The organism is uncultured Ferrovibrio sp. (assembly GCF_937960835.1).
Taxonomy (GTDB): Bacteria; Pseudomonadota; Alphaproteobacteria; order Ferrovibrionales; family Ferrovibrionaceae; genus Ferrovibrio.
In genome coordinates this window covers 141,889-164,385 of record NZ_CALGPC010000013.1, presented here as the reverse complement: position 1 = coordinate 164,385, position 22,497 = coordinate 141,889, and the positions used below count along the sequence as shown (strand labels likewise).

Below are 22,497 nucleotides of genomic sequence, written 5' to 3'. Positions count from 1 at the left end.
TTAAGTGAATACCACCGGGCGGAATGCCGATGGGTCAGCGCCGGGCTTCAGCCTCCATGCGGAATTCCCGGGCGCGCTGAAGGATGGCGTTTTCCATGTTCGTCGCCGTGCTTGGCGCTGCGGCCTGATCCACCCAGGTGTCGCCTTGGCGCATCTGACGGAAGACGCTGACCCGCAGGCCGTCAGCCCGCAGGGCACGATCCAGAATATAGACGGTCACCTTGAAGCGCTCGTCGGGCGTCTGCGGCGGCGCGTACCAGTCGGTGATGATGACGCCGCCGAAGGGATCAGCCGAGGCCAGCGGCATGAAAGACAGGGTATCCAGCGTGGCCCGCCACAGATAGCTGTTCACGCCGATGCCGCTGCCGCCCTGATCCTCGGGCTTCTTGCTGCCCCCGAACAGGTTGAGGCCACCATCGCCGAACACGGTCTGACGCTGGCCTGACGGGGCCGGATCGTAGGTACCGTATTGATTCTTCTCCGGAAAATAGGTCTGGGTTTCGCCGTCGCCCGGTGCGGTGCAAGCCCCCAGCGGAAGCAGAAGGGCGGCCCCGATCAGCGCGGTCCAGCGGGCACGCAAACTGATGGACGGACCGGTCCGAGACGAAACGGGACGCAGAGCAGCCATGACGGCTATCCTCCTGAGACGCAGAATGGGCGGTGGATAGCATAGTTTATACTGCGAGGCCAATCTCCGGGGCTAGGGCCGGGGATTGCCAGCACCCGCGAAACACCGTAAGCCGCCCCCATGAGCGCACCGCTTTCCACCGATATTCTGTTCCAGCAGGCCTGGGCCGCCCAGACGGCGGGACGCCCCGAACAGGCGATGGCGCTATATCGCGAAATTTTAAAACGAGGCGAGCATGCTTCGGCTTGGCTCGGGCTGGGGCAATGCCATCTTGAGCGCAAAGAGAAGGCCAAGGCGCTGGATGCCTTCCGAAGGGCATCGGCCTTGCTGCCGCAGTCGGGTGCGATCCGACATATGGTCGACATGCTGGCCGGGGACAGGGTCCCGGACCGGGCACCGGATGATTATGTCCTTTGGGTTTTCGACGGGCATGCGGAAACCTTCGATGCCCATCTGGCGGCGCTGGGCTATCGCGGGCCCCAGATGATTGCCCATCTGGTCGAATCAGTCTGGGAGAAGAATAAAAGCCGGGTAATTTTAGACCTGGGGTGTGGCACCGGGCTTAATGCGCCGCTCTTCCGTCCCTATGCCAGCCGGCTGGACGGCGTGGATCTGGCCCCGCGCATGCTGCGCCAGGCGGCCCGCCGGGGTGGCTATGACCATCTTTACCAAGCCGAAGCCCATGCCTTTTTGCGCCGGCCGCCAGTGCGATACGACGCTATCCTTTCCACTGACGTCTTTATCTATATCGGGCAGTTGGAAGAGATATTTTCTCTTTCATGTCAATCTCTTAATAAGGGCGGTGAGATCCTTTGCACGATTGAGCTTGGCAGCGGGGAGCAGCCGGTGGAGCTGCGGCAAACCGGCCGGTTCCGCCAGACGGATGCGTATATCCGGCAGGTCGCGGCAAAGGCTGGCTTTGAGGTGGCCGCGACCCATGACGATGTGCTGCGGGCGGAGCAGGATCAGCCGGAACCCGGCCGGGCCTATCGGCTGATTCGAATCGAATAACGCTCGATGGCGCCGGATCGGTACCCGCCTCCGGCAACCGGGGAGAGGGGCGGCGTTCTCGCCCTATCCCATTGATTTTATATGCGTGAATGGCTTGGCGGCGGTTAGTGTGTGGCCCGTTTGCAACACCGGCCGCAAAAGCATCGGGGAAAATGCTGCTTTTATTGACACTTGCGGGGTCGCGGTGGCTTCATCCCTGACGATCATTCAGTCCATGCGGCTGATTGTTCATTGCTTGTGATTCTCTGCTTGGACGCAAGCACTGCAACCCAAATCCCGGTGGGAGAGGAAAGAGGAAAAATGAAGAAGACGCTGCTTCTGCAAACCGCGCTCGTGGCGGCTGCCGGCATGATGCTGGCCGATGTCGCGAACGCCCAGACCAAGGCTCAGCCGCTGGCCATCACCCTGGGTGGCTTCTGGACCCAGTTCGTCAAGTTCCAGGACAAGGACATTCCTGCGGGCCAGCCGAATCAGCATTCTGTTGGCACGGCCAGCGACGCTGAGGTGTATTTCAACATCCGTGGCGTGCTGGATGATGGCACCGTGATCGGCGGTCAGATCCAGCTCGAAGCCGCGACCTATGGCGACCAGATCGACGAACGCTACATGTTCATCGAGCGCGCCGATATTGGCCGTATCGAAATCGGCTCGACCGACCGCGTCCATGGCAAGATGCTGTATTTCGCCCCGACCGTTCTGCCGGGCCACAGCACCACGGTGCATTCGGAATATAGCTCGGCCCAGGGCAATGGCGGCACGCCGCTGATGTGGTTTGCGAATAACAACCACGACACCGAAGGCCTGAACATCTACACCGCCTCGAACCGCTACTTCGGCTCGAAGGTTGGCAAGGGTCTGCAGCTTGGCTTCTCGTACACGCCGGATGGTTGCCAGGATTTCTCGTCCGCTTCGGGTAATAATCCGGGTTGCGGTCCGGGCTTCGGTGGTACGGCTAATAACGGTCAGCTGTCCAAGCAGTACTCGGTCGCAGCCAACTACCTCGAGACCTTGGGCCCGGTTGACGTGGCTCTGTATGGTTCGTGGAACACCGTCCACCTGGAAGGTACGCTCGGTGCAGGTGTGACCGATCGTCGCCAGGACGGCTGGCAGGTTGGCGCGCAGTTCGCCTATAACGTTGGCGACGGCTCGGCGATTCAGTTCGGTGGCGGTTATTCGAATGAAGACGTGGGTCGTGATGCTACGGGTGAGGGCCTCGGCGTCATCAAAGACCGCGAGGCTTATTCGGTGGGTCTCCGTTACCTGACCAATGGCGCCGCTCCGGGTTCGGTGGGTATCGGTGTGGAATACTACAACCGCGAAGATACGCGGACCCTCGGCGCCGGCAAGAACGAGCTTGATTACTATCAGCTCGGCCTGACCTATCAGCTCGCCACTGGCGTGCTGTCCTTCGCTGGTGTCGGTGTTTCCGATCTGGATGTTCCGGGCTCGGCGAACGACATCAAGCAGACCTTCGGCGTTGTCGGTATCGGTCTGACGTTCTAATCCGATCTGTCGATCGGTTAGGGGAAAGGGGCAGGGTGACCTGCCCCTTTTCTTTTGCGCGGCTCTTTTGACGCGATTAGCTGGTGGGCGTGACGGCCGCTTAGCGCGATTAGCTCACCCGATGATCTGTTGCATTCTTGCAACGCTTGACGTTGCGTTTTCGCGACTGTGTCGGCCATCACGCTTTGTCATGCGGTTGTCGTCGGTCTGCCGCTGACTTGTCTTTCCGCAGCGTTTATCGTGCGTCCGGGCGATGCACCCGGGTTGTCCATCGACGCTGACACGTCACTTAACGGAAGGACCCAAGAGATGAAGAAGACCCTTCTCCTGCAGACCGCCTTGGTTGCGGCTGCCGGCCTGTTTGTGGCCGACATTGCCAGCGCCCAGACCAAGGCCCAGCCGCTGAGCGTTTCGGTCGGCGGCTACTTCACCGAGGTTTTCAAGTATCAGGACCGCGACAACGTCGCCGGCCAGCCGAACCGGCATTCGACCGCTCTGAGCCAGGATGCTGAAATCTACTTCAACATCCGCGGCGTCCTGAACGACGGCACCGTCATCGGCGGCCGCGTCGAGCTGGAAGCGGCGACCGATGCCGACCAGATCGATGAGCGTTACATGTTCATCGAGCGCAGCGATGTCGGCCGTGTCGAGATCGGTTCAGCCGACCGCGCTTCGTCGAAGATGGTCTATGGTGCGCCGACCGCCATTCCGGGTTATGGCACCATCGATCCGGTTGGCTCGCTCGCGGTGACCAACGCCCCCACTGGCGCCCGCACCGGCAACACCCTGACCAAGTTCAGCGGCATCGATGACCGCGAGGGCATCAACCTCTACACGTCGTCGAACCGCTACTTCGGCTCGAAGGCGGGCAAGGGCCTGCAGCTCGGCTTCTCGTACACGCCGGATGGCTGCGAGGACTTCTCGGGCAGCAACGGCTGCGGCGGCGGTTTCGGTGCGACCAACAACCCAGGTCAGTATTCCAAGGTCTACACCGTGGCGGCCAACTACATCGAGTCGTTTGGTCCGGTCGATGTGGCCCTCTTTGGCGCGTACATGAATGCCGATATCGAAGCAAACGTCATCCCGACCGAGGGTAATGCGGCGCAGATTCGGGGGCAAAGCGGTATCGAAGGTTTTGCCTTCGGCACCACGCTCACCTACAACGTGGGTGACGGCTCGTCCGTGCAGATCGGCGGCGCCTACAAGTTCGAAGAAACGGGCTCCTTTGGCAGCGATGATCGCAACGTCTACACCGCGGGCATTCGTTATCTGACCAACGGCGTGGCGCCGGGGTCGGTCGGTATCGGTGTTGATTACGCTCTCACGAAGGCTGACCAGGGTAATGTCAACGGCGCCGTCGTCGGCGGCGAAGACAAGTTCACCTGGTACTCCGCTGGTGTGACCTATCAGCTCGCCCGCGGCGTGCTGACCTTCGCCGGTGTCGGCTACTACGAATATGAAGATCACGCCTCGGCTGCGGCTGACGAAGCCGATGCCGTGTTCGGCGTTGCTGGTATCCGCCTCGATTTCTAATCCTGGCAGATCACTGGAATACAGGAAGGGGCCGGGAAACCGGCCCCTTTTCTTTTGTGCCTGACGAAGTTGCTCAGGAGGGCGGCGCTACAAAAACAGCGACAAGCCCAGCAATGCCGCGATGGCCCATAAGGCCCACAGCAGAGGCCGCCTCGCGCGGCGTTGCGCATCGGCCAAAGCCGCCAGGCTGCTGTCGCTCAAGCGCAGGCCATCGGCCTGCACGGTACTGGCCAGTGCCTCCAGGCCGCGCGCGATGGCGGGGAGCCTTCGCGCGACCTCCGCGACATTGCCCGCAACCTCGCGCAGCCGCGCTTCCGGCCCCATATTCTCCCGGGCCCAGTCCTCGACGACAGGCCGTGCCGCTTCCCAGAAATTGATGTTCGGATCGAGGCTGCGCGCCACGCCCTCCACCGTCACCATGGTCTTTTGCAGCAACAGCAAATGCGGCTGCGTGCGCATGCCGAAGGTATCGGTGATCTGAAACAGCTGGGCGAGCAGGCGGCCGATCGAAATCTCGGTCACGGGGCGATCCAGGATCGGTTCGCCGATCGACCGGCAGGCCTGGGCAAAAGCCTCCACCGACCGGTCCGCCGGTACATAGCCGGCCTCGAAATGCACTTCTGCCGCCCGTCGCCAGTTGCCGGACAGGAATGCGCCGAGCATCTCGGCCATGAAGCATCGGGTCGGCAGGTCGAGCCGTCCCATGATGCCGAAATCCACCAGTTCGATGCGGCCGTCCGTAGCGACGAAAATGTTGCCGTGATGCATGTCGGCATGGAAATAGCCGTCCCGCAGCGCCTGCTTGAGGAAGATGCGGATCACCCGCGCGGCCAGCGCAGAAAGGTCGATGCCGGCCTCTAAAAGTGCGGCCCGATCCTCAATCGGTATGCCAGCAATGCGCTCAACTGTCAGAACGCGCCGGCCGGTGCGTTGCCAATCCACCGCCGGAATTACGACATCGGGATCGTCGCGGAAATTGTCGCGCAGTTCCGATGCTGCCGCAGCCTCCAGCTGCAGATCCAGCTCGATCGCCACCCATTCCCGTAAAGTGGCCACCACGTCGCGCGGCCGCAGGCGGTCCATGCCTGCGATATGGCGCTCGGCGGCATCGGCCAGCCAGGCGAAAAGAGCAAGATCGCGTCGGAAGGCTGCTTCCACATCAGGACGCAGCACTTTGATCGCGACCGGCTTGCCTTCAGTCGTTTCGGCGAAATGCACCTGGGCGATGCTGGCCGCCGCCACAGGCTCGGGTTCAAATCCGCTGAATAGAGCATCCAAAGGCTTGCCCAGCTCGGCTTCGATGCTGGCCTTGGCCGCGGTCCACGGGAAAGGCGGCAAGCGATCGCGCAGCCGCCCCAGGTCATCGGCCAATGCAGCGCCGACGAGATCAGGCCGCACCGACAGCACCTGGCCAAGCTTGATGAAACTGGGCCCCAGGTCGCTTAAGGCATTGGCCAGCCGTTCGCCTTCGCGCAGGTCGCGGCGCCGTCGGCCGAACAGCAATTGGAACAGGCCTACGGCACTGCGGCCCAACCCCCCCAGCGGCGCGTCGCGCAAAACGAACAGCGCATCGTGCCGTGCGAAGCAGCGGCCGATGGCAAAAAGACGAAGGAGGTGGCGCAAGTCGGTCAGCACGGGCTTACAGGGAATTGCATCATATGCGCCGAGCGGAATGAAGAGCGGCAATGCCGCCCGTGAGGTTGCGCACCTGGATATTCTGGAACCCGGCCTCGGCAATCATGGCCGCAAAATTTTCCTGATTGGGAAAGCGCCGGATGCTTTCCACCAGATAGCGGTAGGAGTCTTCGTCGTTGGCAACAATGGCGCCCAGCTTCGGCAGGATATTGAAGCTGTAGGCGTCATAGAGCGAGGCCAGCGCCGGATGCCGCACGGAAGAGAATTCCAGGCACAGGAAGCGCCCGCCGGGCTTCAGCACGCGATAGGCTTCCTTCAGGGCGATGTCGATATGGGTGACGTTGCGGATGCCGAAGGCAATCGTATAGGCATCCACCGAGCGGTCGGGCAGCGCCAGCTTTTCCGCATCCATGCAGGCCCAGGCGAGGCGCCGCAGCCGGCCCTGGTCGATGGCGCGGTTCCTCCCCTGCTCCAGCATGGCCGGATTGATATCGGCCACGATGATGTCGGCTTGCGGCGCGCGATCCATGATGCGGAATGCGATATCGCCAGTGCCGCCGGCAACGTCCAGGACCCGGATCGGCCCGCGCGGATTCAGCCAATCGACCATCTGCGCCTTCCACAGCCGGTGCACGCCGCCGGACATCAGGTCGTTCATCAGGTCGTAACGGCTGGCCACCGATTCGAAGACGCCGCGCACCAGCCGCGCCTTTTCGCTCTCGGGGACGGTCCGAAAACCGAAATGGGTATCGTTGCTCATGACAATCCGCTCATATGGCATTGACCATAGCCGAAACCGCCCCGCCACGGTATAGACAGGGCGATGCCCGAACTGCCCGAAGTGGAAACCACGCGCCGCGGGCTGGCGCTAAAACTGGAAGGCCGGCGAATCGTTCGTATCGAGGCGCGCCGCCCCGACTTGCGGTTTCCTCTGCCGAAGGATTTCGCCAAAACCATCCGCGGCCGCCGGGTCGAGGCGTTGGAGCGGCGGGCAAAATATATTCTGATCCGGCTGGAAGGCGATCTTGTCTGGCTGATCCATCTCGGCATGTCGGGCCGCATGGTGATGCGGCCGGCCTGGCCCAACGATATCGGCCCCCATGATCATGTGATTTTCGCCACCGAAGAGGGCTGGGCGGTTACCTTCAACGACGCCCGCCGCTTTGGCATGATGGACCTGTTTCCAGCCGCCAAGCTCGCAGATCATAAGCTGCTCGCCGGCCTCGGGCCTGAGCCGCTTGCCGACGAATTCACGCCCGCCGTGCTGCACCTGGCGCTGATGGGCAAGAAAACCCCGATGAAGGCCGCCCTGCTGGATCAGACCGTGGTGGCCGGCCTGGGCAACATCTATGTCTGCGAGGCGCTGTTCCGCGCCGGGATCAGTCCCAAGCGGCTGGCCGGCACCGTCAGTCCGCAGCGCCTGGACAAGCTCGTCCCGGCGATCAAGGCGGTGCTCCGCGAGGCGGTGGCGGCCGGCGGCTCATCCTTGCGCGACTATGTGCAATCTGACGGCGAGCTGGGTTACTTCCAGACCCGTTTCCGGGTCTATGACCGGGAGGGCCAGCCCTGCACGGTCTGCGGCCGGCCGGTGAAGCGGATCGTGCAGTCCGGACGGTCGACCTTCTACTGCGGTTCCTGCCAGAAATGACGCCGCCGCCATTGCGGAGGCGATCTGCGGATCGCTTGCCCTCGTATTTCAAAGGGATACCCCGGCCGGACCGGGGGATCACGAATCTGGGGGCAGGGCCTTCCAAAACTGACCTCAAACTGCCAAAGTCCCGGCCATGTTCAGCCCCGGCTGGAGTCGTTTCCGCAGCCTCATGCTGGCCGCCCTGATGGCGCTGGCAGGGACTTGTGCAAGCCTAAATACCCATGCTGGCGGGGCTTTTCTGTCGATCGCGGAAGATGTCCCGCTGATGCCCGGCCTTACCGAGAACCCGGAGGCGGCAACGGTCTTCGACAAGCCGTCGGGCCGGATCGCCAGTACCGAGGCCAAGGGCACGGTCACGGCTGCGGCGGTGCGCCAATTCTATGCGGCGACCCTGCCGCAGCTTGGCTGGAAGCCGGTCGGGCCCGAGCAGTACCGCCGCGAGGCCGAGCAGCTGCGGATCGCAATCACTGCTCGCAACGGCGCGGGTGTCACCGTGCGGTTCGAGCTGTTACCCAACCCATAAAATCCAAGCGAAGAGGAAGCCCGTCATGGCGTACGAGAACATCCTGGTGGAGACGCGCGGCCCCGTCGGCCTGATCACGCTCAACCGGCCCCAGGCCTTGAATGCGCTGAATACCCAGCTGATGCAGGAGATGGGCAAGGCGCTGGATGCTTTCGAAGCCGACGATGCGATCGGCTGCATCATCATCACCGGGTCGGAAAAAGCCTTTGCCGCCGGTGCCGATATCAAGGAGATGCAGCCGAAGAACTACATGGACGTCTTCAAGGAAGACTTCATCACCCGCGACTGGGAGCGCGTCGCTAGATGCCGCAAGCCGGTGATTGCGGCGGTGGCGGGCTATGCTTTGGGCGGCGGCTGCGAACTGGCGATGATGTGCGACTTCATTCTCGCCGCCGATAACGCCAAGTTCGGCCAGCCTGAGATCAATCTGGGTACCATTCCCGGCTCCGGCGGCACGCAGCGTCTGACGCGTTTCGTCGGCAAGTCGAAGGCGATGGAAATGTGCCTCACCGGCCGCATGATGGATGCCGAGGAAGCCGAACGCTCCGGCCTTGTCAGCCGCGTGATCCCGAAGGATCAGCTGCTGGAGGAAGCGTTCAAGGTGGCGAACCGCATTTGCGAATTGTCGCAGCCGATCGTCATGATCGCCAAGGAAGCGGTCAACCGCGCCTATGAGACGACGCTGGCCGAGGGCATCAAGTTCGAACGCCGCGTCTTCCACTCGACCTTCGCGACGATGGATCAGAAGGAAGGCATGGCTGCCTTCGCCGAGAAGCGCAAACCGGTTTTCAAGCACAAGTAAGGACCAGCAGCGATGCCACCGCGCGGACGCAGCATGCGTAGCGAAAGCCCGGACAGCGAAACCGGCCTCACGCCCGCGGCCGGATTGCTGCCGGCTGGCCTGCGCGATGTGCTGCCGCCGCGCGCGGAATGGGAAGCGCAGGCCAGCGAAAGCCTGCTCGCCAGCTTCCGGCGTCACGGCTATGCGCGCGTCAAGCCCCCCCTGATCGAGTTCGAGGAAACCCTGCTCGCCGGGTCGGGACAGGATCTCGCCAGCCAGATGTTCCGCGTCATGGACCCGGTGTCGCAGCGCATGATGGCGCTGCGCAACGACATCACGCTGCAGGTGGCCCGCATCGCGGCGACGCGCCTGCGCGATGCCGTGCGGCCGTTGCGCGTTGCCTATGCCGGACAGGTCCTGCGCGTGCGCGGCAGCCAGCTGCGTCCCGAACGGCAATTCGCCCAGGCCGGTTTCGAGTTGATCGGTTCCGATGCGCTGGCAGCCGATGTCGAGGTTGCCGTGCTGGCGGCGGAAGCTGTGGCGGTGCTGGGTGTGCCGGGGCTGTCGCTCGATATCACGCAGCCTCTGCTGGCGCCGGCGATCATGGAGGCGATGGGGCTGGAAGCCAAGCAGGCCCGTGCCGCCCGCCGTGCCCTGGACCGCAAGGATGCGGCTGAGTTGAAGCAGGTTGGCGGCAATGCCGCGCCGACCTTGCTGAAGCTGCTCGAACTGGCCGGTCCGGCCCGCGCCGCCGTGGATGGCCTGAAGGCGCTTAAACTGCCGGCTGAAGCCGCGCAGATCGTTGCCGATCTGGATGCGCTGGTGCGCGAGGTCAGCGAAGCCGCGCCCGATCTTCTGGTCACGCTCGATCCCGGCGAATTCCGCGGATTTGAGTATCACATGGGGATTTCCTTCACCCTGTTCGCGCGCAATGTGCGCGGCGAACTCGGCCGCGGCGGCCGTTACGTGACGCCGGCGGGCGAGCCGGCGACGGGCTTCACGCTATATCTCGACAGCGTCATGCGCGCCCTGCCGCCGCAGCCGCCGCAGGAACTGGTCTATCTCCCCTTCGGCACGCCGCGCTCCCAGGGCGCGAAGCTGCGGCGCGAGGGGCACAACACCTGGGCCGCGCTGCAGAAGGAAGAGGGCGACATCAGGAAGGCGGCCAAGGCCGCAGGCTGCAGTCATTGGTGGGACGGCAAGGCCGTTCAGGCAACGTAAAAAAAGCCCTCGCTCTTCCGTCACCATCTCCTGCGGGCGGGAGAGAGACGGGATGCGTGCGGAATTTCGTAGAGGACGTTTGACATGAGCAATGTGGTGGTGGTCGGCGCCCAGTGGGGCGATGAAGGCAAGGGCAAGATCGTCGACTGGCTGAGCCTGCGCGCCGATGTGGTGGTGCGGTTCCAGGGCGGCCATAATGCCGGCCATACCCTGGTGATCGGCGGCAACACCTACAAACTGTCGCTGCTGCCGTCGGGCATCGTCCGCAAAGGCAAGCTGTCGGTAATCGGCAACGGCGTGGTGGTGGACCCCTGGGCGCTGATCGCCGAAATCGAAAAGCTGCGCGGCCAGGGCGTCGATATCAGCCCTGCCAACCTGAAGGTGGCTGACAATGCCGTCCTGATCCTGCCGCTGCATCGCGAGCTGGACGGCCTGCGCGAGGATGCGACCGAGGGCGTGAAGATCGGTACCACGCGGCGCGGCATCGGTCCGGCTTATGAAGACAAGGTGGGCCGCCGCGCGATCCGCGTCTGCGACCTGGCCGACAAGACGATGCTGGGCCGCAAGGTGGATGGCCTGCTGGCGCATCACAATGCCCTGCGCCGCGGCTTCGGTGCCGATCCGGTCGACCGTGCGGCACTGCTCAAGCAGCTGGAAGAAATCGCACCGCAGGTACTGCCTTATGCGGCGCCGGTCTGGCATGAACTGGACGAAGCGCGCCGTACCGGCAAGCGCATTTTGTTCGAAGGCGCGCAAGGCTCGCTGCTCGATGTCGATCACGGTACCTATCCTTATGTGACTTCATCAAACACCATGGCGGGATCGGCGGCGGCCGGCTCCGGCCTTGGTCCGGGATCGCTCGGCTATATCCTGGGCATCGTGAAAGCCTACACCACACGCGTCGGCGAAGGCCCGTTCCCGACCGAACTGACCGACGATATCGGCCAGTGGCTGGGCGAGAAGGGCAAGGAATTCGGCGTCGTCACCGGACGCAAGCGGCGCTGCGGCTGGTTCGACGCGGTGCTGGTGCGCCAGACGGTGAAGCTGAACGGCATCCATGGCATCGCGCTCACCAAGCTCGACGTGCTGGACGGCCTGAAGGAGATCAAGATCTGCGTCGGCTATGAAGTGAACGGCAAGACGCTGGACTACTTCCCGGCCGCGATGGCGGATCAGGCTGCCGCCAAGCCGGTCTATGAGACGCTGGAAGGCTGGAGCGAAAGCACGCAAGGGGCGCGGTCTTGGGTTGATCTGCCGGCCACTGCCGTGAAATATGTCCGCCGCATCGAGGAACTGATCGGTGCGCCGGTAGCGCTGCTTTCCACCTCGCCCGAGCGGGACGATACCATCCTGATGAAGGATCCTTTCGAAGACTAAGGCCGCTTCGTCAGGCGGCGTGAGAAAAGGCCCGCTCCGGCGATGCCGGAGCGGGTTTTTTTGCTTTGCGCGCTGCTTATCGAAAAGTAATGCCACCTTATCGAGCGGTAACTTTTACTGGCCTGCCCAAGGTTTAGATTGCTCCTATCGGCAGCCGCCGATGGAGGAGCACATGCTCAGGACCCAGGAAGCAGCGTTGTATGGCGTCGGTGCGGAGGGCATCGCAGAACTCTGCGAGGCAATGTGCATAGATGCTCTGGATGTCACCGCGGCGATGCGTGCCAGCGTCTGGTTCTTCCAGGACAATGGCGACATGGTCTGCCAGCACCTGATCGACGGCATCGAGGGGCGGATCCAGCGCCAGGGCGCCATCATCCCCCAGGCTGCTACCGAAGCCTACATCAAGGCAGCCCGCGCCGGCATTACCTCGATGATGACCGAAGAGGCGCCTAGCCTGGATGCGGAGCCGGGCCAGGCTGCGGAAAGCGGTGAGACCTGCCGCCAGATCGATCTGCTGATCGTCGACGACACGAATATCCCCACCGCTGTTTTCCGCTGCGAGCGCGCAGCCGACAGCAGCGAGTGGGGTGAGCGCGACCTCGTCCTTCTGCGCAAGATGGCGCAGATCCTGGCTTCGACGATCCGCCGCGAATGCCGTGAATATGCAGCCGAGGAACTGTCCGCCCTGGCATCGTTCCTGCGGTCTTCGCCCGAAGACATCACCCTGCCGGGTTCGCGGCCGCTGGATCTGAAATGGCTGCAGAGCCCGCCCGAAGCGGAAATCCGTCTGCCGGAGCCGACACCGGCGGCCGATCTCGACATAGACGAATGGGAGCCCTCTGCCGGGGATCGAAAGGATCATTGAGTTTTTTAGCGTACCAGTACCAGCGTAAGAGTGATCAAAGTGCGTGGCGTTTTCTGACAGCGTAAAGTGCGTGCGTTCCTGATTTCAGTACTTTCCTCTCCCTGTTATCGTGCGTTTCCTCCAAAATGACTAAGCCCGCGATCAGCCTGTGCTGATCGCGGGTTTTCTTTTCGCATCGGGTCTGGAATCGCAGCATTCATACCGAAATACCGTTATCGGAAGTTAAGCTGCGCTAGCGCGTGAGTGGAAATACTGTGCATCCCGCTGACAGGCTGGGTTGAAAGTCGAAAAAGGGTTGTCTGCGGATTCCTCGGGCGATCGTTTGCTCCCTAAACCCATCGAGAAACGATGTCCTACGAAGGAGTCTACCAGTGAACTTCCTATCGAATGTGAAGATTGGTTTTCGCATCATAAGCGTGCTTATCCTCGGATCCCTAGGGCTGGCGACTGTTGCGCTGCTGGGAATCAATGCGTTGCGGACCTACGAAGAAGGTGTCGATTCACTGCGTAGCATGGACGCGCGGGCAACCTATGCCCTGATGGCCAATATGGAAGTTGCCGAATCGGTGAGCCGGATGCGCGCCATTTTTCTCGCGCAGTGCCGGACGAAATGAAATCCGCCATCGACGGTCTGAACGAAGTCGCAAGCGATCTCGAGAAGATCATCCCCCTGTATGAAGCCAGTCAGCCGGCAGATCGGCTGGCGGCTTTCCAGGGACGCAAGCAGCGGCTGCAGACCTTCGTGCAGCAGCGCCGCGAAATCGCGCGTCTGGCGCAAGCCGAGGGCATGGCTGCGGCGCGTGCTTATGCCGATCGTCCTGAAGTGCGTGATCTTCGCGTCACTGTCGACCGCGAGCTGGACGAGGCGGTTGCCCGCAACGATGCAGAAGGCAAGCGGGTTCAGGCTGAACTTGCGGAATTCTACGATGAGCAGCTCATGCTTCTGATCGTGCTGTCCATTGGCATTATCGTGCTGGCCCTGATTACCGGCTTCTGCATCTCGATCTTCACGCTGACACGTCCGATCAACAGGCTGTCTGAGGGCATGAAGATCCTGGCCAGCGGCGACGTGAAGGCCGAGGTGTTCGGCCTGGATCGCAAGGACGAGATCGGCGAGATGGGCCGTGCGGTGCAGGTCTTCAAGGACAACATGATTGCCCGCGAGAAGGCCGAGGCCGAGATCGCCGAGCAGCGCCGCGTGGCCGAAGAGCAGCGCAGCGCCCGCGAGGCGCGCGAGCGCAAGGCGATCGAGGAGATCTCCGCGCTCTGCGAGAAGGCGGTCGACGGCGACCTGTCGATGCGGATCGACGAGAACGGCAAGGAAGGTTTCCTGCTGGCGATCAGCCAGCGCCTGAACGGCCTGACCGCGATGCTGCAGAAGATGACCAACGAGACCGCGCAGGTCACGGCGGCGATGGCGCAGGGCGACCTGACCAACTCGATCCGCGGCGAGTATCAGGGCGTGTTCGGCACGCTGAAGGACAGTGTCAACGCGATGGCGGCCAAGCTGCGCGACATCGCCGGCAAGCTGAACGAGAGCGCGCGTGCCGTGAAGGACGCGGCGGGCGAGATCTCGGCCGGCAGCCAGGACCTGGCGCAGCGCACCGAAAGCCAGGCGGCCTCGATCGAGGAGACGGCGGCGTCGATGCATGAGATCACCACGACGGTGAAGCAGAATGCCGACAATGCCGCCGCCGCCAACCAGCTCGCCCTGGTGGCTCGCGATGCCGCCGACAAGGGCGGCTCGGTGATGAACGAGGTGGTCAATGCGATGGGCCGCATCGAAGGCTCGGCCAGCAAGATCAGCGACATCGTCGGCCTGATCGACGAGATCGCCTTCCAGACCAACCTGCTGGCGCTCAATGCAAGTGTTGAGGCCGCACGTGCGGGTGAGGCCGGCAAGGGCTTTGCGGTGGTGGCACAGGAAGTGCGGGCACTGGCGCAGCGCTCGGCCAATGCGTCGAAGGAGATCAAGACGCTGATCACCGAGTCGAACGGCCAGGTCCGCGAAGGCGGCCAGCTGGTCAGCCAGGCCGGCAACAGCCTGGCCGACATTGTCGGCGCGGTGAAGAAGGTCTCCGATATCGTGGCCGAGATCACGGCAGCCAGCCGCGAACAGGCCACGGGTCTGGAGCAGATCAACACCGCCGTGGGCCAGATGGATGAAACCACCCAGCGCAACGGCGCCCTGGTCGAGCAGACCTCGGCGGCGGCGCAGTCGCTGGCGCAGCAGTCCAGCCAGCTCAGCGATCTGGTCGGCTTCTTCAAGATCGGCCAGCTGTCGGCGTCGACCTCCGCCCTGCGGCCTGCCAATACGGTCAGCCGCGCACCGGCTGCGGCGGCCAAGCCGAAGACGGTGACGGCGCTGAAGCAGACCGGTTCCGCCGCCGTGAAGGCTGAGGAAGCGGAAGACTGGCAGGAATTCTGATCATGAGCAGCTTCGATGCGTTGCTGATCAAGGTTGGGGATCAGAGCTATGCGATGCCTCTGCTGCAGATCCAGGAGATCCGCGGCTGGACGCCCGTTTCGGCCCTGCCTGACACCGATCCGGCCTGTCTTGGCGTGCTGAACCTGCGCGGCCATGTGCTGCCGGTGTTTGATGCCCGCCGCATTCTGGGCAAGCCGACGCCGGAGCCGCGGCCACAGGACGTGATCGTGGTTGCGGTGCTGGACGGCAAGCCGATGGGCCTCTTGGTGGATGGCGTCTCCGACATCGTGCAGATCGATGAGACGCATATCACCAATCCGACCGAGGACGAGGCATGGTCGTCGAGGATCATCGACGGCATCGCTACCATCGGCGAACAGCTCGTCCCGCTCCTCGCATTGCAGAAAATCGCAGGCGACAGGGCGCTGGCCCTGGAACACGCCGCGGCTTGACGCAGCCAGGCGGTCTGAAAAGACAACGGCGGCGGTCCTGCGACCGCCGCCGTTCTTTTTTGAAATCTATTTGAATGAAGCCGTCAGGCCGGCGCTTCAACGCCCTGCTGCAGCGCGGCTGCCTTCACGGCCTTTTGCAGTTTCTCGAAGGCGCGGACTTCGATCTGGCGCACGCGCTCGCGGCTGATGCCGTAGCGGGCGGACAGATCTTCCAGCGTGGTCGGCTCTTCGGTCAGGCGCCGCTGCGCCAGGATATCGCGCTCACGCTCGTTGAGCTGCTCCATCGCCTGGGTCAGCAGCGCCCGGCGGCTGTCGAACTCGTCGCCTTCCGCCAGACGGGTTTCCTGGTTCGGCGTCTCATCGACCAGCCAATCCTGCCACTGGGCGTCGCCATCGCCGTCATCGCGCAGCGGCGCATTCAGGGAATGGTCCGGCGCCGCCAGACGGCGGTCCATGGTGATGACCTCTTCCTTGGAGACGTCGAGCTGGTTGGCGATCTTCTCGACCTGCTCAGGCGTGAGCTGGCCGCCTTCAATGGCCTTCATCTGCCCGCGCAGGCGGCGCAGGTTGAAGAACAGCTTTTTCTGCGCGGCGGTGGTGCCGATCTTCACCAGCGACCAGGAACGCAGGATGTATTCCTGGATCGAGGCGCGGATCCACCACATGGCATAGGTCGACAGGCGGAAGCCCTTATCGGGATCAAAGCGTTTGACCGCCTGCATCATGCCGACATTGCCTTCCGAGATCAGTTCCCCGATCGGCAGGCCATAGCCGCGATACCCCATGGCGATCTTGGCCACCAGCCGCAGATGGCTAGTCACCAGCTTATGGGCGGCCTCGACATCGCCGTGGTCGCGCCACGCCTTGGCCAGCATATACTCCTCCTCCGGCTCCAGCATGGGAAACCGGCGGATTTCGGCGAGATAGCGGGCAAGGCCCCCTTCAGTCGCAGAAAGAGCAGGTAAACTGGCAACACTCATATTTTCGGACTCCCCCGGCCGGGCGAATACCCGGCACAGACAGATATTTGGTAAGCCTGAACCTCAACATCAATAAGAGAGGGGCGGAATACGGCGGAAGTGGGGCGCAGGCATCTTCGTCCTGTAGTGGCCATCACATCCTGATCAAACACCGTCCGTTCAGGAAAGTTCATATATTTCAATATATTGTTACCAATCTGCCGATTTTCAACGGCACTCGCCATGCCTGCGCATGACTCCGATCGGACTTTGAAAAAATTAATTATATCAATGAGATAGAGGTATGACCTGTTCCGGCGCCTGGAAGCCTGCCGTCTAAGGGGTCTCGGTGAGAGCGGCCAGCAAGGCGGCGAAATCCTTTGGCAGGGGGCTTTCGAATCGCAGCATCTCGCCGCTCGCCGGATGACGGAAACCCAAAGTGGCCGCGTGCAGGGCCTGGCGCGAAAAATCGCGCAGGGCCGCATGGGCTGCATCCGAAAGCGTAAAGCGCTGCAAGGAGCGCCGTCCGCCATAGGTCTGGTCGCCGATCAGCGCATGGCCGCGGCTGGTCATATGCACGCGGATCTGATGCGTCCGGCCGGTTTCGAGATCGCAGCGCACCAGCGCGCAGACGGGCCGGCCTTTCCGGTCGTAGATCAGCTTGCGCGTGGTGTAATGCGTCACTGCCGGCTTCCCGCCCTTGCTGACGATGGCCATTCTCTTGCGGTCGCGCGGATCGCGGCCGATGGGCCCTTCGATGGTGCCATGCGGCGGATTGGGGTGGCCCCAGACCAGGGCATCGTAGCTGCGCTCGATGTCATGACTTGCGAACAGGCCGGCCAGGGCCTGATGCGCGCGGTCGGTCTTGGCGGCGACCACAAGGCCGGAGGTATCCTTGTCGATGCGGTGCACGATGCCGGGCCGTTTCACGCCGCCGATGCCCGACAGGCTGTCGCCGCAATGATGCAGCAAGGCGTTGACCAAGGTGCGGTCGGGATTGCCGGGGGCTGGATGCACCACCAGGCCAGGCGGCTTGTCGATGACGATCAGCTGGTCGTCTTCATAGACGATGGTCAGCGGGATTGCCTGCGCCTCCGGCTCGGCGGCGGCCGGCGCTGGCTGGCCGACTTCATAGACCTCACCCGGTTTGATCTTGCGGGACGGGTCGGTTATCGTCGCGCCGCCTTGAGCGAGCCTGACATGGCCTTCCTGGATCAGCGCCTTCAGGCGCGACCGCGAGATCGGCTCTTCATTGCCGCTCAACAATGCCGCCAGATGCCGGTCGAGCCGTTCGCCCGCCGCTTCTTCCGGGACCGGCGGCAGAATCTGGATCGTTTTGGCGTCAGTCATTGGATGAAGGCATGACCAGCAAGGATGCGGAAGCGGCAGATCCGAGGATACGGTGGCTGAAGGCCGTCGTCATCGGTCTCGGCGTCATCTTCGTCGGGCTGGCCGTGCTGCTGATCGTGCTGATCATGACCGGCGGCTACAAACGCAGCGCGCCTGCAGCCGCGCCGTCCAGCACTGCGGAAGCCGTGCAGGATTTCGGCATCACTCTGCCTCGCAACAGCCGCGTGGCCGAGGTCTTGGCGACCAATAGCCGGATCGTTCTGCGGGTGCGTCTGGCGGATGGCACCGAGCGGCTTTATGCCCTGGATGGCGAAAGCCTCCGTTTGCTCGGCAGTGTCACCATTCAGGTGGAGCGTTAGCGATGCTGTCGCTGCTGCCGGCACAGGTTGCGCAACTGCATGCCCTGGCCGAGGCAGCGTTTCCGCGCGAGGCCTGCGCCCTGCTGATCGGGCGCGAGCATGGCGATGGCCTGATCGAGATCGTCGAGATCGTGCCGGCTGAAAATGTCGCTGCTTCGCCCGATTGCGAATTCGAACTCGACCCCAGCACGCATGTGGCCGTGCTGCGGCGACTGCGCGAGGCGAATGCCGTCGAACGCCTGGTCGGGCATTGGCACAGTCATCCGAATGGCCGCCCCGAACCCTCCGCGAAGGATGCCGAGATGGTGCATGATCCCGGGCTGATCTGGGTCATTTCGGCGGTGGAGGCCGGGCGCGTCGCCAGCTTGCGCGCATTCAAGCCGCGGCCATTGTCCGATGGCGCGCAGCGCGGCTTTGAGGAAATGCCGGTGGAAATACTGCCGCAGAACTAACAAGGAAAGCTTTTCATGGATTTTCGCAGCGACAACACCTCCGGCGCAGCGCCGGAGATCATGGCCGCCCTGGCTAAAGCCAATCACGGCAGCGCTTCGTCTTACGGCGACGACGATTGGAGCCGCGAACTCGATACCGTCTTTTCGTCGCTCTTCGATACCGAATGCCGCGTCTTTCCCGTTGCCACCGGCACGGCGGCCAATTCGCTGGCGCTGTCATCGCTGTCTCCCGGCCATGGCGCAATCTATTGCCACCAGGACAGCCACATCGTGGTGGACGAATGCAATGCGCCGGAATTCTTCACCGGCGGCGCCAAGCTCGTGACCTTGCCCGGCGAGGCCGGCAAGATCGATCTGCGCGCCCTAAAAGCGGCGGCGACGGCCGGCTGGAGCGGCGTGCAGCATCACCCGCAGCCCAAGGCAATCAGTATCACGCAGGCGACCGAATACGGCACGGTCTATAGCGCGGATGAGATTGCCGATATCGCTGCCATCGGCCGCGCGGAAGGTTTGCATCTCTATATGGATGGAGCGCGTTTCGCCAATGCGGTGGCGGGCATGAATTGCCATCCGGCCGATCTGACCTGGCGCGCCGGCGTCGACGTGCTCGGCTTCGGCGCCACCAAGAACGGCGCCATGGCGGCGGAGGCGGTGATCTTCTTCAAGCCTGAACTGGCGGAAGGCTTTCTGTTCCGGCGCAAGCGTGCCGGTCATCTTTTTTCGAAGGCGCGCTTCCTGTCGGCACAGCTTTTGGCGATGGTGCAGGACGGCCTGTGGCTGAGGCTGGCGCGCGAGGCCAATGCCCGCGCCCGCGAACTGGCTGAGGGATTGCAGCGTATTCCGGGCATCTCCGTGCCGTTCCCGGTGCAGGCCAATGAAGTCTTTGCCGTGCTGCCAGAGGCAATGGTCGCGAAGCTGAAGCAGCGTGGCGCGCTGTTCCATGTCTGGGATCCGGCGCGGTCGCTGTACCGCTTTGTCTGTGCTTTCGACAAGCGACCGGAGGACGTCGCACAATTGCTCAAGGCTGCGGAAGAAGCAGCCGGATAAAACAGACGCTTAAGACTGAGATATCACGACTGGGGCATCAGGACTGGTGGGGCATCAGGACTGGGCGTGATACTGCGCCCAGGGCGGATGAGGCGAGAAACGCTCGACCAGAAAGTCGACGAAGGCACGCACCTTCGCGGCCAGATGCTTGCGCGCCGGATAGACCGCATAGATCGGCCAGACCTGGCGGTCGAGGTAATCGCTCAGCACTTCGACCAGCCGACCCGCGGCGATGTCGTCATAGACGAGGAAATCCGCGGTATAGCCCAGGCCCATGCCATCAAGAGCCAGGCGGTAGAGTGCGTCGCCGCTATTGGAGATGACATGGCCCTTCATGGTGATGCGCTCCCTGCGGCCATCCGGCCAGCGCATCGGCCATGTGTTTAAGAGATCCACGTTGCTGCTGAGAACGGCGCGATGATTTGCAAGATCGGCTGGTGTCTTGGGGATGCCATAGCGTTCGAAATAAGCCGGCGCGCCACAGATCATGCGTGTGTAATCCGCAAGCTTGCGGGCGATCAGATATTCATCCCGCGATTCGCCCAGCCGGATGGCAATGTCGTCGCCTTCAGCCAGCAGATCGACAAAGTGGTCGGTGAAAGTCAGCCTGACATCGACCTGCGGATAGCGGGCGATGAAATCCGGAATCGCCGGCACGATCTGGCTCATTCCGAAACCATGGGCGACGTTGACGCGCAGCAGGCCGCGCGGCTCCGCCGTGGCGCCGCCCACGCTGGTTTCGATCGCATCGATCTCGGCCAGGATGCCGCGAACCTGCTCGGCATAGGCGCGGCCTTCGGCGGTCAGCGCGATCTTGCGGGTGGTGCGTTGCAACAGGCGGGTGCCGAGCCGGTCTTCCAGGCGGCTGATCAGCTTGCTGATCGCGGACGGCGACAGGCGCAGGCGCTTGGCGGCTTCGGTGAAGCTGCCCGTCTCCACCACTTCGACCAGGGCCTCCATTTCGTTCAGACGGCTCATGGGGCCTCATTCATGAAATGAATTCATCAATCCGTGAAATAATAGGTGATTAATGAATAAATGTCTCGCGTCTATCTTCCCTCTCAGCCACCCTGGAGAGGAAGGCAAGCATGAGCACCCAGACTACGACCCAGACTACGACCCAAGCCACGACGATGGCGCCCGCCCGGCATATCAGCCCGGCCGAGTACGACTTCTACCGCGACCGCGCCGCTCAGCTGCGGGCCGCCGCCATGAGCCAGGCGATTGGCAGCCTGGGCGGCTGGATCGCTGCGCTTCTGCGCGGCAACCCCTCCCGGCAGCCGGTCTCCGGGCAGCCGGTGCTGCGCGGCAAGCTGGTGACCGCCAAGTAACGTCTTGCAGGGTCGGCAGCGCTGTCATAGGTGAAGCGGTAAATCCGCTTCCTCCCAGAGGGTTGCCATGACAAAGCTGCCGACCGTGTTCGTCAGCCACGGTTCGCCGATGCTGACGCTTGAGCCGCAGCACGCCGCCCATCAATTTCTGCGGCAGGCAGCCAGTCACTGGTCGCGGCCGAAGGCGATTTTGGCCGTGTCGGCGCATTGGGAGACGGCGGAACCGGAAATCAGCGCCACCGCCAGGCCTGAAACCATTCACGATTTCTACGGCTTTCCGCCGGCGCTCTATCAGATGCGTTACCCGGCTGCGGGCGCGCCGGATCTGGCCGCGCGCATCAAGACATTGCTGGATCAGGCCGGTTTCAGATCCACGCTCGATCCCGAACGCGGCCTCGATCACGGCGCCTGGTCGCCGCTGACATTGATCTACCCGGACGCCGGCATTCCGGTGCTGCAGCTGTCGCTGCAGTCGCAGCTCGGGCCGGCCCATCATGTCGCGCTTGGGCGTGCCTTGGCGCCGCTGCGGGACGAGGGGGTGCTGATCTTCGCTTCCGGGTCGCTAACCCATAACCTGCGCCTGCTCGACTGGAGGGGGCAAAGTGGCGTGATGCCCTGGGCCCAGGAATTTGCCGACTGGATGCATGACCGTCTCACCAGCCGCGACGATGCGGCGCTGATCGACTACCGCCGGCAGGCACCGCATGCGGTCGCGGCGCATCCGACGGACGAGCATCTTCTGCCGATCTTCGTCGCCTTAGGGGCGGCCACGCCCGAAAAACCCGCCGAACGCCTGCATGCCAGCTTCACCATGGGCAGCCTGGCGATGGACAGCTATCTGTTTGCCTGATCGCGCTGCGTTCGATCATCTCTTAGTCGCATAAGGATCACCGCCATGTCCCGCCGCAGCATGCTACGATGCTGCCAATGTGGGGTGCCCGCCTCAGGGCAAGTGCCGTTTGGCCAGAGCAATGACACGCGGAGTGGGCGGGGATGACCGAGATTCTGCTGGTTGACGATGACGTCAATGTGCGCCGGGCTCTCAGCCTGCAGCTTCAGGATGCTGGATACGACGTGCGCGAGGCGCCCAATGGGCAAGTCGCTCTGGCGATGCTGCGCCAGCAGCTCAGCGACGTGATCCTCACGGACATCTACATGCCGGACGGCGATGGCCTGGAACTGATCAGCCAGCTGCGGACATTTACGCAGACGCCGGTGATCGCCATGTCGGGCGGCGGCGTCTATGACAATCCGCTGAAGATGCTGCCAGTTGCCGAGGTACTGGGGGCCTGCCGGGTTCTGCAAAAACCTTTCACGCAAGAAACCCTGATCGAGGCGATCGGCGATGCGCTGCATCCGAAGCAGGCCGAGCCCGATATGTAATCGGCCGC

The 22,497-nt window shown here is 63.1% G+C and carries 24 protein-coding genes; 18 read left to right on the top strand and 6 right to left on the bottom strand.

The genetic code is table 11. The features are described 5' to 3' along the window. Positions 1–34: 34 nt before the first annotated feature. Complete coding sequence (locus tag Q0603_RS13550) at positions 35–628, bottom strand: DUF3576 domain-containing protein (protein ID WP_298726526.1); 594 nt, start codon at positions 626–628, stop codon at positions 35–37. A gap of 120 nt (positions 629–748) precedes the next feature. Here Q0603_RS13550 and Q0603_RS13545 point away from each other — a divergent pair, with 120 nt between their 5' ends. From Q0603_RS13545 to Q0603_RS13535, 3 genes are all read left to right on the top strand, one after another. After that, a complete protein-coding gene (locus Q0603_RS13545) occupies positions 749–1,639 on the top strand; it encodes a methyltransferase domain-containing protein (protein WP_298726524.1) in 891 nt (296 codons plus the stop codon). A gap of 300 nt (positions 1,640–1,939) precedes the next feature. After that, complete coding sequence (locus Q0603_RS13540; protein WP_298726522.1) at positions 1,940–3,142, top strand: porin; 1,203 nt, start codon at positions 1,940–1,942, stop codon at positions 3,140–3,142. A gap of 309 nt (positions 3,143–3,451) precedes the next feature. Further along, positions 3,452–4,675, top strand: coding sequence for a porin (locus Q0603_RS13535; RefSeq protein ID WP_298726520.1), 1,224 nt, complete (start codon positions 3,452–3,454; stop codon positions 4,673–4,675). Positions 4,676–4,762: 87 nt separating this feature from the next. Here Q0603_RS13535 and ubiB read toward each other — a convergent pair whose 3' ends face one another. Together ubiB and ubiE are read right to left on the bottom strand one after the other, a co-directional pair. Continuing rightward, positions 4,763–6,298 carry a 2-polyprenylphenol 6-hydroxylase gene (gene ubiB / locus Q0603_RS13530; protein ID WP_298726518.1) on the bottom strand — a complete coding sequence of 512 codons (1,536 nt, stop codon included), beginning with the start codon at positions 6,296–6,298 and terminating at the stop codon, positions 4,763–4,765. A 31-nt stretch (positions 6,299–6,329) separates the two neighbouring features. Next, positions 6,330–7,070 carry a bifunctional demethylmenaquinone methyltransferase/2-methoxy-6-polyprenyl-1,4-benzoquinol methylase UbiE gene (gene ubiE / locus Q0603_RS13525; RefSeq protein ID WP_298726516.1) on the bottom strand — a complete coding sequence of 247 codons (741 nt, stop codon included), beginning with the start codon at positions 7,068–7,070 and terminating at the stop codon, positions 6,330–6,332. A 63-nt stretch (positions 7,071–7,133) separates the two neighbouring features. Here ubiE and mutM point away from each other — a divergent pair, with 63 nt between their 5' ends. From mutM to Q0603_RS13480, 9 genes are all read left to right on the top strand, one after another. Next, the gene (gene mutM / locus Q0603_RS13520; RefSeq protein WP_298726514.1) at positions 7,134–7,958 is read left to right on the top strand and encodes a bifunctional DNA-formamidopyrimidine glycosylase/DNA-(apurinic or apyrimidinic site) lyase; all 825 of its coding nucleotides are present in this window, start codon (positions 7,134–7,136) and stop codon (positions 7,956–7,958) included. Between the two features lie 136 nt (positions 7,959–8,094). Beyond that, complete coding sequence (locus tag Q0603_RS13515) at positions 8,095–8,484, top strand: hypothetical protein (RefSeq protein ID WP_298726512.1); 390 nt, start codon at positions 8,095–8,097, stop codon at positions 8,482–8,484. Positions 8,485–8,509: 25 nt separating this feature from the next. Next, positions 8,510–9,286: an enoyl-CoA hydratase gene (locus tag Q0603_RS13510; protein ID WP_298726510.1), complete on the top strand. Its 777-nt coding sequence runs from the start codon at positions 8,510–8,512 to the stop codon at positions 9,284–9,286. 33 nt (positions 9,287–9,319) lie between these two features. Then, positions 9,320–10,486 (top strand): ATP phosphoribosyltransferase regulatory subunit, encoded by a 1,167-nt coding sequence (locus Q0603_RS13505; RefSeq protein WP_298726508.1) that lies wholly within the window; start codon positions 9,320–9,322, stop codon positions 10,484–10,486. Between the two features lie 84 nt (positions 10,487–10,570). Next, entirely contained in the window at positions 10,571–11,863 is a 1,293-nt protein-coding gene (locus Q0603_RS13500) for an adenylosuccinate synthase (RefSeq protein WP_298726506.1), read from the top strand. A 172-nt stretch (positions 11,864–12,035) separates the two neighbouring features. Further along, on the top strand, positions 12,036–12,728 hold the full coding sequence (locus tag Q0603_RS13495; protein ID WP_298726504.1) for a hypothetical protein: 693 nt from the start codon (positions 12,036–12,038) through the stop codon (positions 12,726–12,728). A gap of 371 nt (positions 12,729–13,099) precedes the next feature. Further along, positions 13,100–13,342: a hypothetical protein gene (locus Q0603_RS13490; protein WP_298726502.1), complete on the top strand. Its 243-nt coding sequence runs from the start codon at positions 13,100–13,102 to the stop codon at positions 13,340–13,342. After that, the gene (locus tag Q0603_RS13485) at positions 13,339–15,156 is read left to right on the top strand and encodes a methyl-accepting chemotaxis protein (RefSeq protein WP_298726500.1); all 1,818 of its coding nucleotides are present in this window, start codon (positions 13,339–13,341) and stop codon (positions 15,154–15,156) included. Before Q0603_RS13490 ends, Q0603_RS13485 begins: the two co-directional genes overlap by 4 nt. Positions 15,157–15,158: 2 nt before the next feature. Next, positions 15,159–15,608 (top strand): chemotaxis protein CheW, encoded by a 450-nt coding sequence (locus tag Q0603_RS13480; protein WP_298726498.1) that lies wholly within the window; start codon positions 15,159–15,161, stop codon positions 15,606–15,608. An 83-nt stretch (positions 15,609–15,691) separates the two neighbouring features. Here Q0603_RS13480 and rpoH read toward each other — a convergent pair whose 3' ends face one another. Next, on the bottom strand, positions 15,692–16,588 hold the full coding sequence (rpoH, locus tag Q0603_RS13475; protein ID WP_298726496.1) for an RNA polymerase sigma factor RpoH: 897 nt from the start codon (positions 16,586–16,588) through the stop codon (positions 15,692–15,694). A 315-nt stretch (positions 16,589–16,903) separates the two neighbouring features. After that, positions 16,904–17,917, bottom strand: a complete 1,014-nt coding sequence (locus Q0603_RS13470) for an RluA family pseudouridine synthase (protein ID WP_298726495.1) — start codon at positions 17,915–17,917, stop codon at positions 16,904–16,906. 11 nt (positions 17,918–17,928) lie between these two features. On the opposite strand from Q0603_RS13470, the gene Q0603_RS13465 reads away from it, so the two are divergent. The 3 genes from Q0603_RS13465 to Q0603_RS13455 are packed head-to-tail and all read left to right on the top strand — an operon-like array spanning position 17,929 to position 19,775. Continuing rightward, on the top strand, positions 17,929–18,276 hold the full coding sequence (locus Q0603_RS13465; RefSeq protein WP_298726493.1) for a hypothetical protein: 348 nt from the start codon (positions 17,929–17,931) through the stop codon (positions 18,274–18,276). A 2-nt stretch (positions 18,277–18,278) separates the two neighbouring features. After that, entirely contained in the window at positions 18,279–18,728 is a 450-nt protein-coding gene (locus Q0603_RS13460) for a M67 family metallopeptidase (protein ID WP_298726491.1), read from the top strand. A 15-nt stretch (positions 18,729–18,743) separates the two neighbouring features. Then, positions 18,744–19,775 carry a low specificity L-threonine aldolase gene (locus Q0603_RS13455; RefSeq protein ID WP_298726489.1) on the top strand — a complete coding sequence of 344 codons (1,032 nt, stop codon included), beginning with the start codon at positions 18,744–18,746 and terminating at the stop codon, positions 19,773–19,775. A 54-nt stretch (positions 19,776–19,829) separates the two neighbouring features. Here the strand turns inward: Q0603_RS13455 and Q0603_RS13450 are convergent, their stop codons facing one another. Next, positions 19,830–20,753: a LysR family transcriptional regulator gene (locus tag Q0603_RS13450; protein ID WP_298726487.1), complete on the bottom strand. Its 924-nt coding sequence runs from the start codon at positions 20,751–20,753 to the stop codon at positions 19,830–19,832. Between the two features lie 110 nt (positions 20,754–20,863). On the opposite strand from Q0603_RS13450, the gene Q0603_RS13445 reads away from it, so the two are divergent. The 3 genes from Q0603_RS13445 (at position 20,864) to Q0603_RS13435 (ending at position 22,489) form a co-directional block, all read left to right on the top strand. After that, positions 20,864–21,106 (top strand): RSP_7527 family protein, encoded by a 243-nt coding sequence (locus Q0603_RS13445; protein WP_298726485.1) that lies wholly within the window; start codon positions 20,864–20,866, stop codon positions 21,104–21,106. Between the two features lie 67 nt (positions 21,107–21,173). After that, a complete protein-coding gene (locus Q0603_RS13440; protein WP_298726483.1) occupies positions 21,174–21,956 on the top strand; it encodes a class III extradiol ring-cleavage dioxygenase in 783 nt (260 codons plus the stop codon). Positions 21,957–22,099: 143 nt separating this feature from the next. Then, complete coding sequence (locus Q0603_RS13435) at positions 22,100–22,489, top strand: response regulator (protein WP_298726481.1); 390 nt, start codon at positions 22,100–22,102, stop codon at positions 22,487–22,489. The last annotated feature ends 8 nt before the right edge of the window (positions 22,490–22,497 follow it).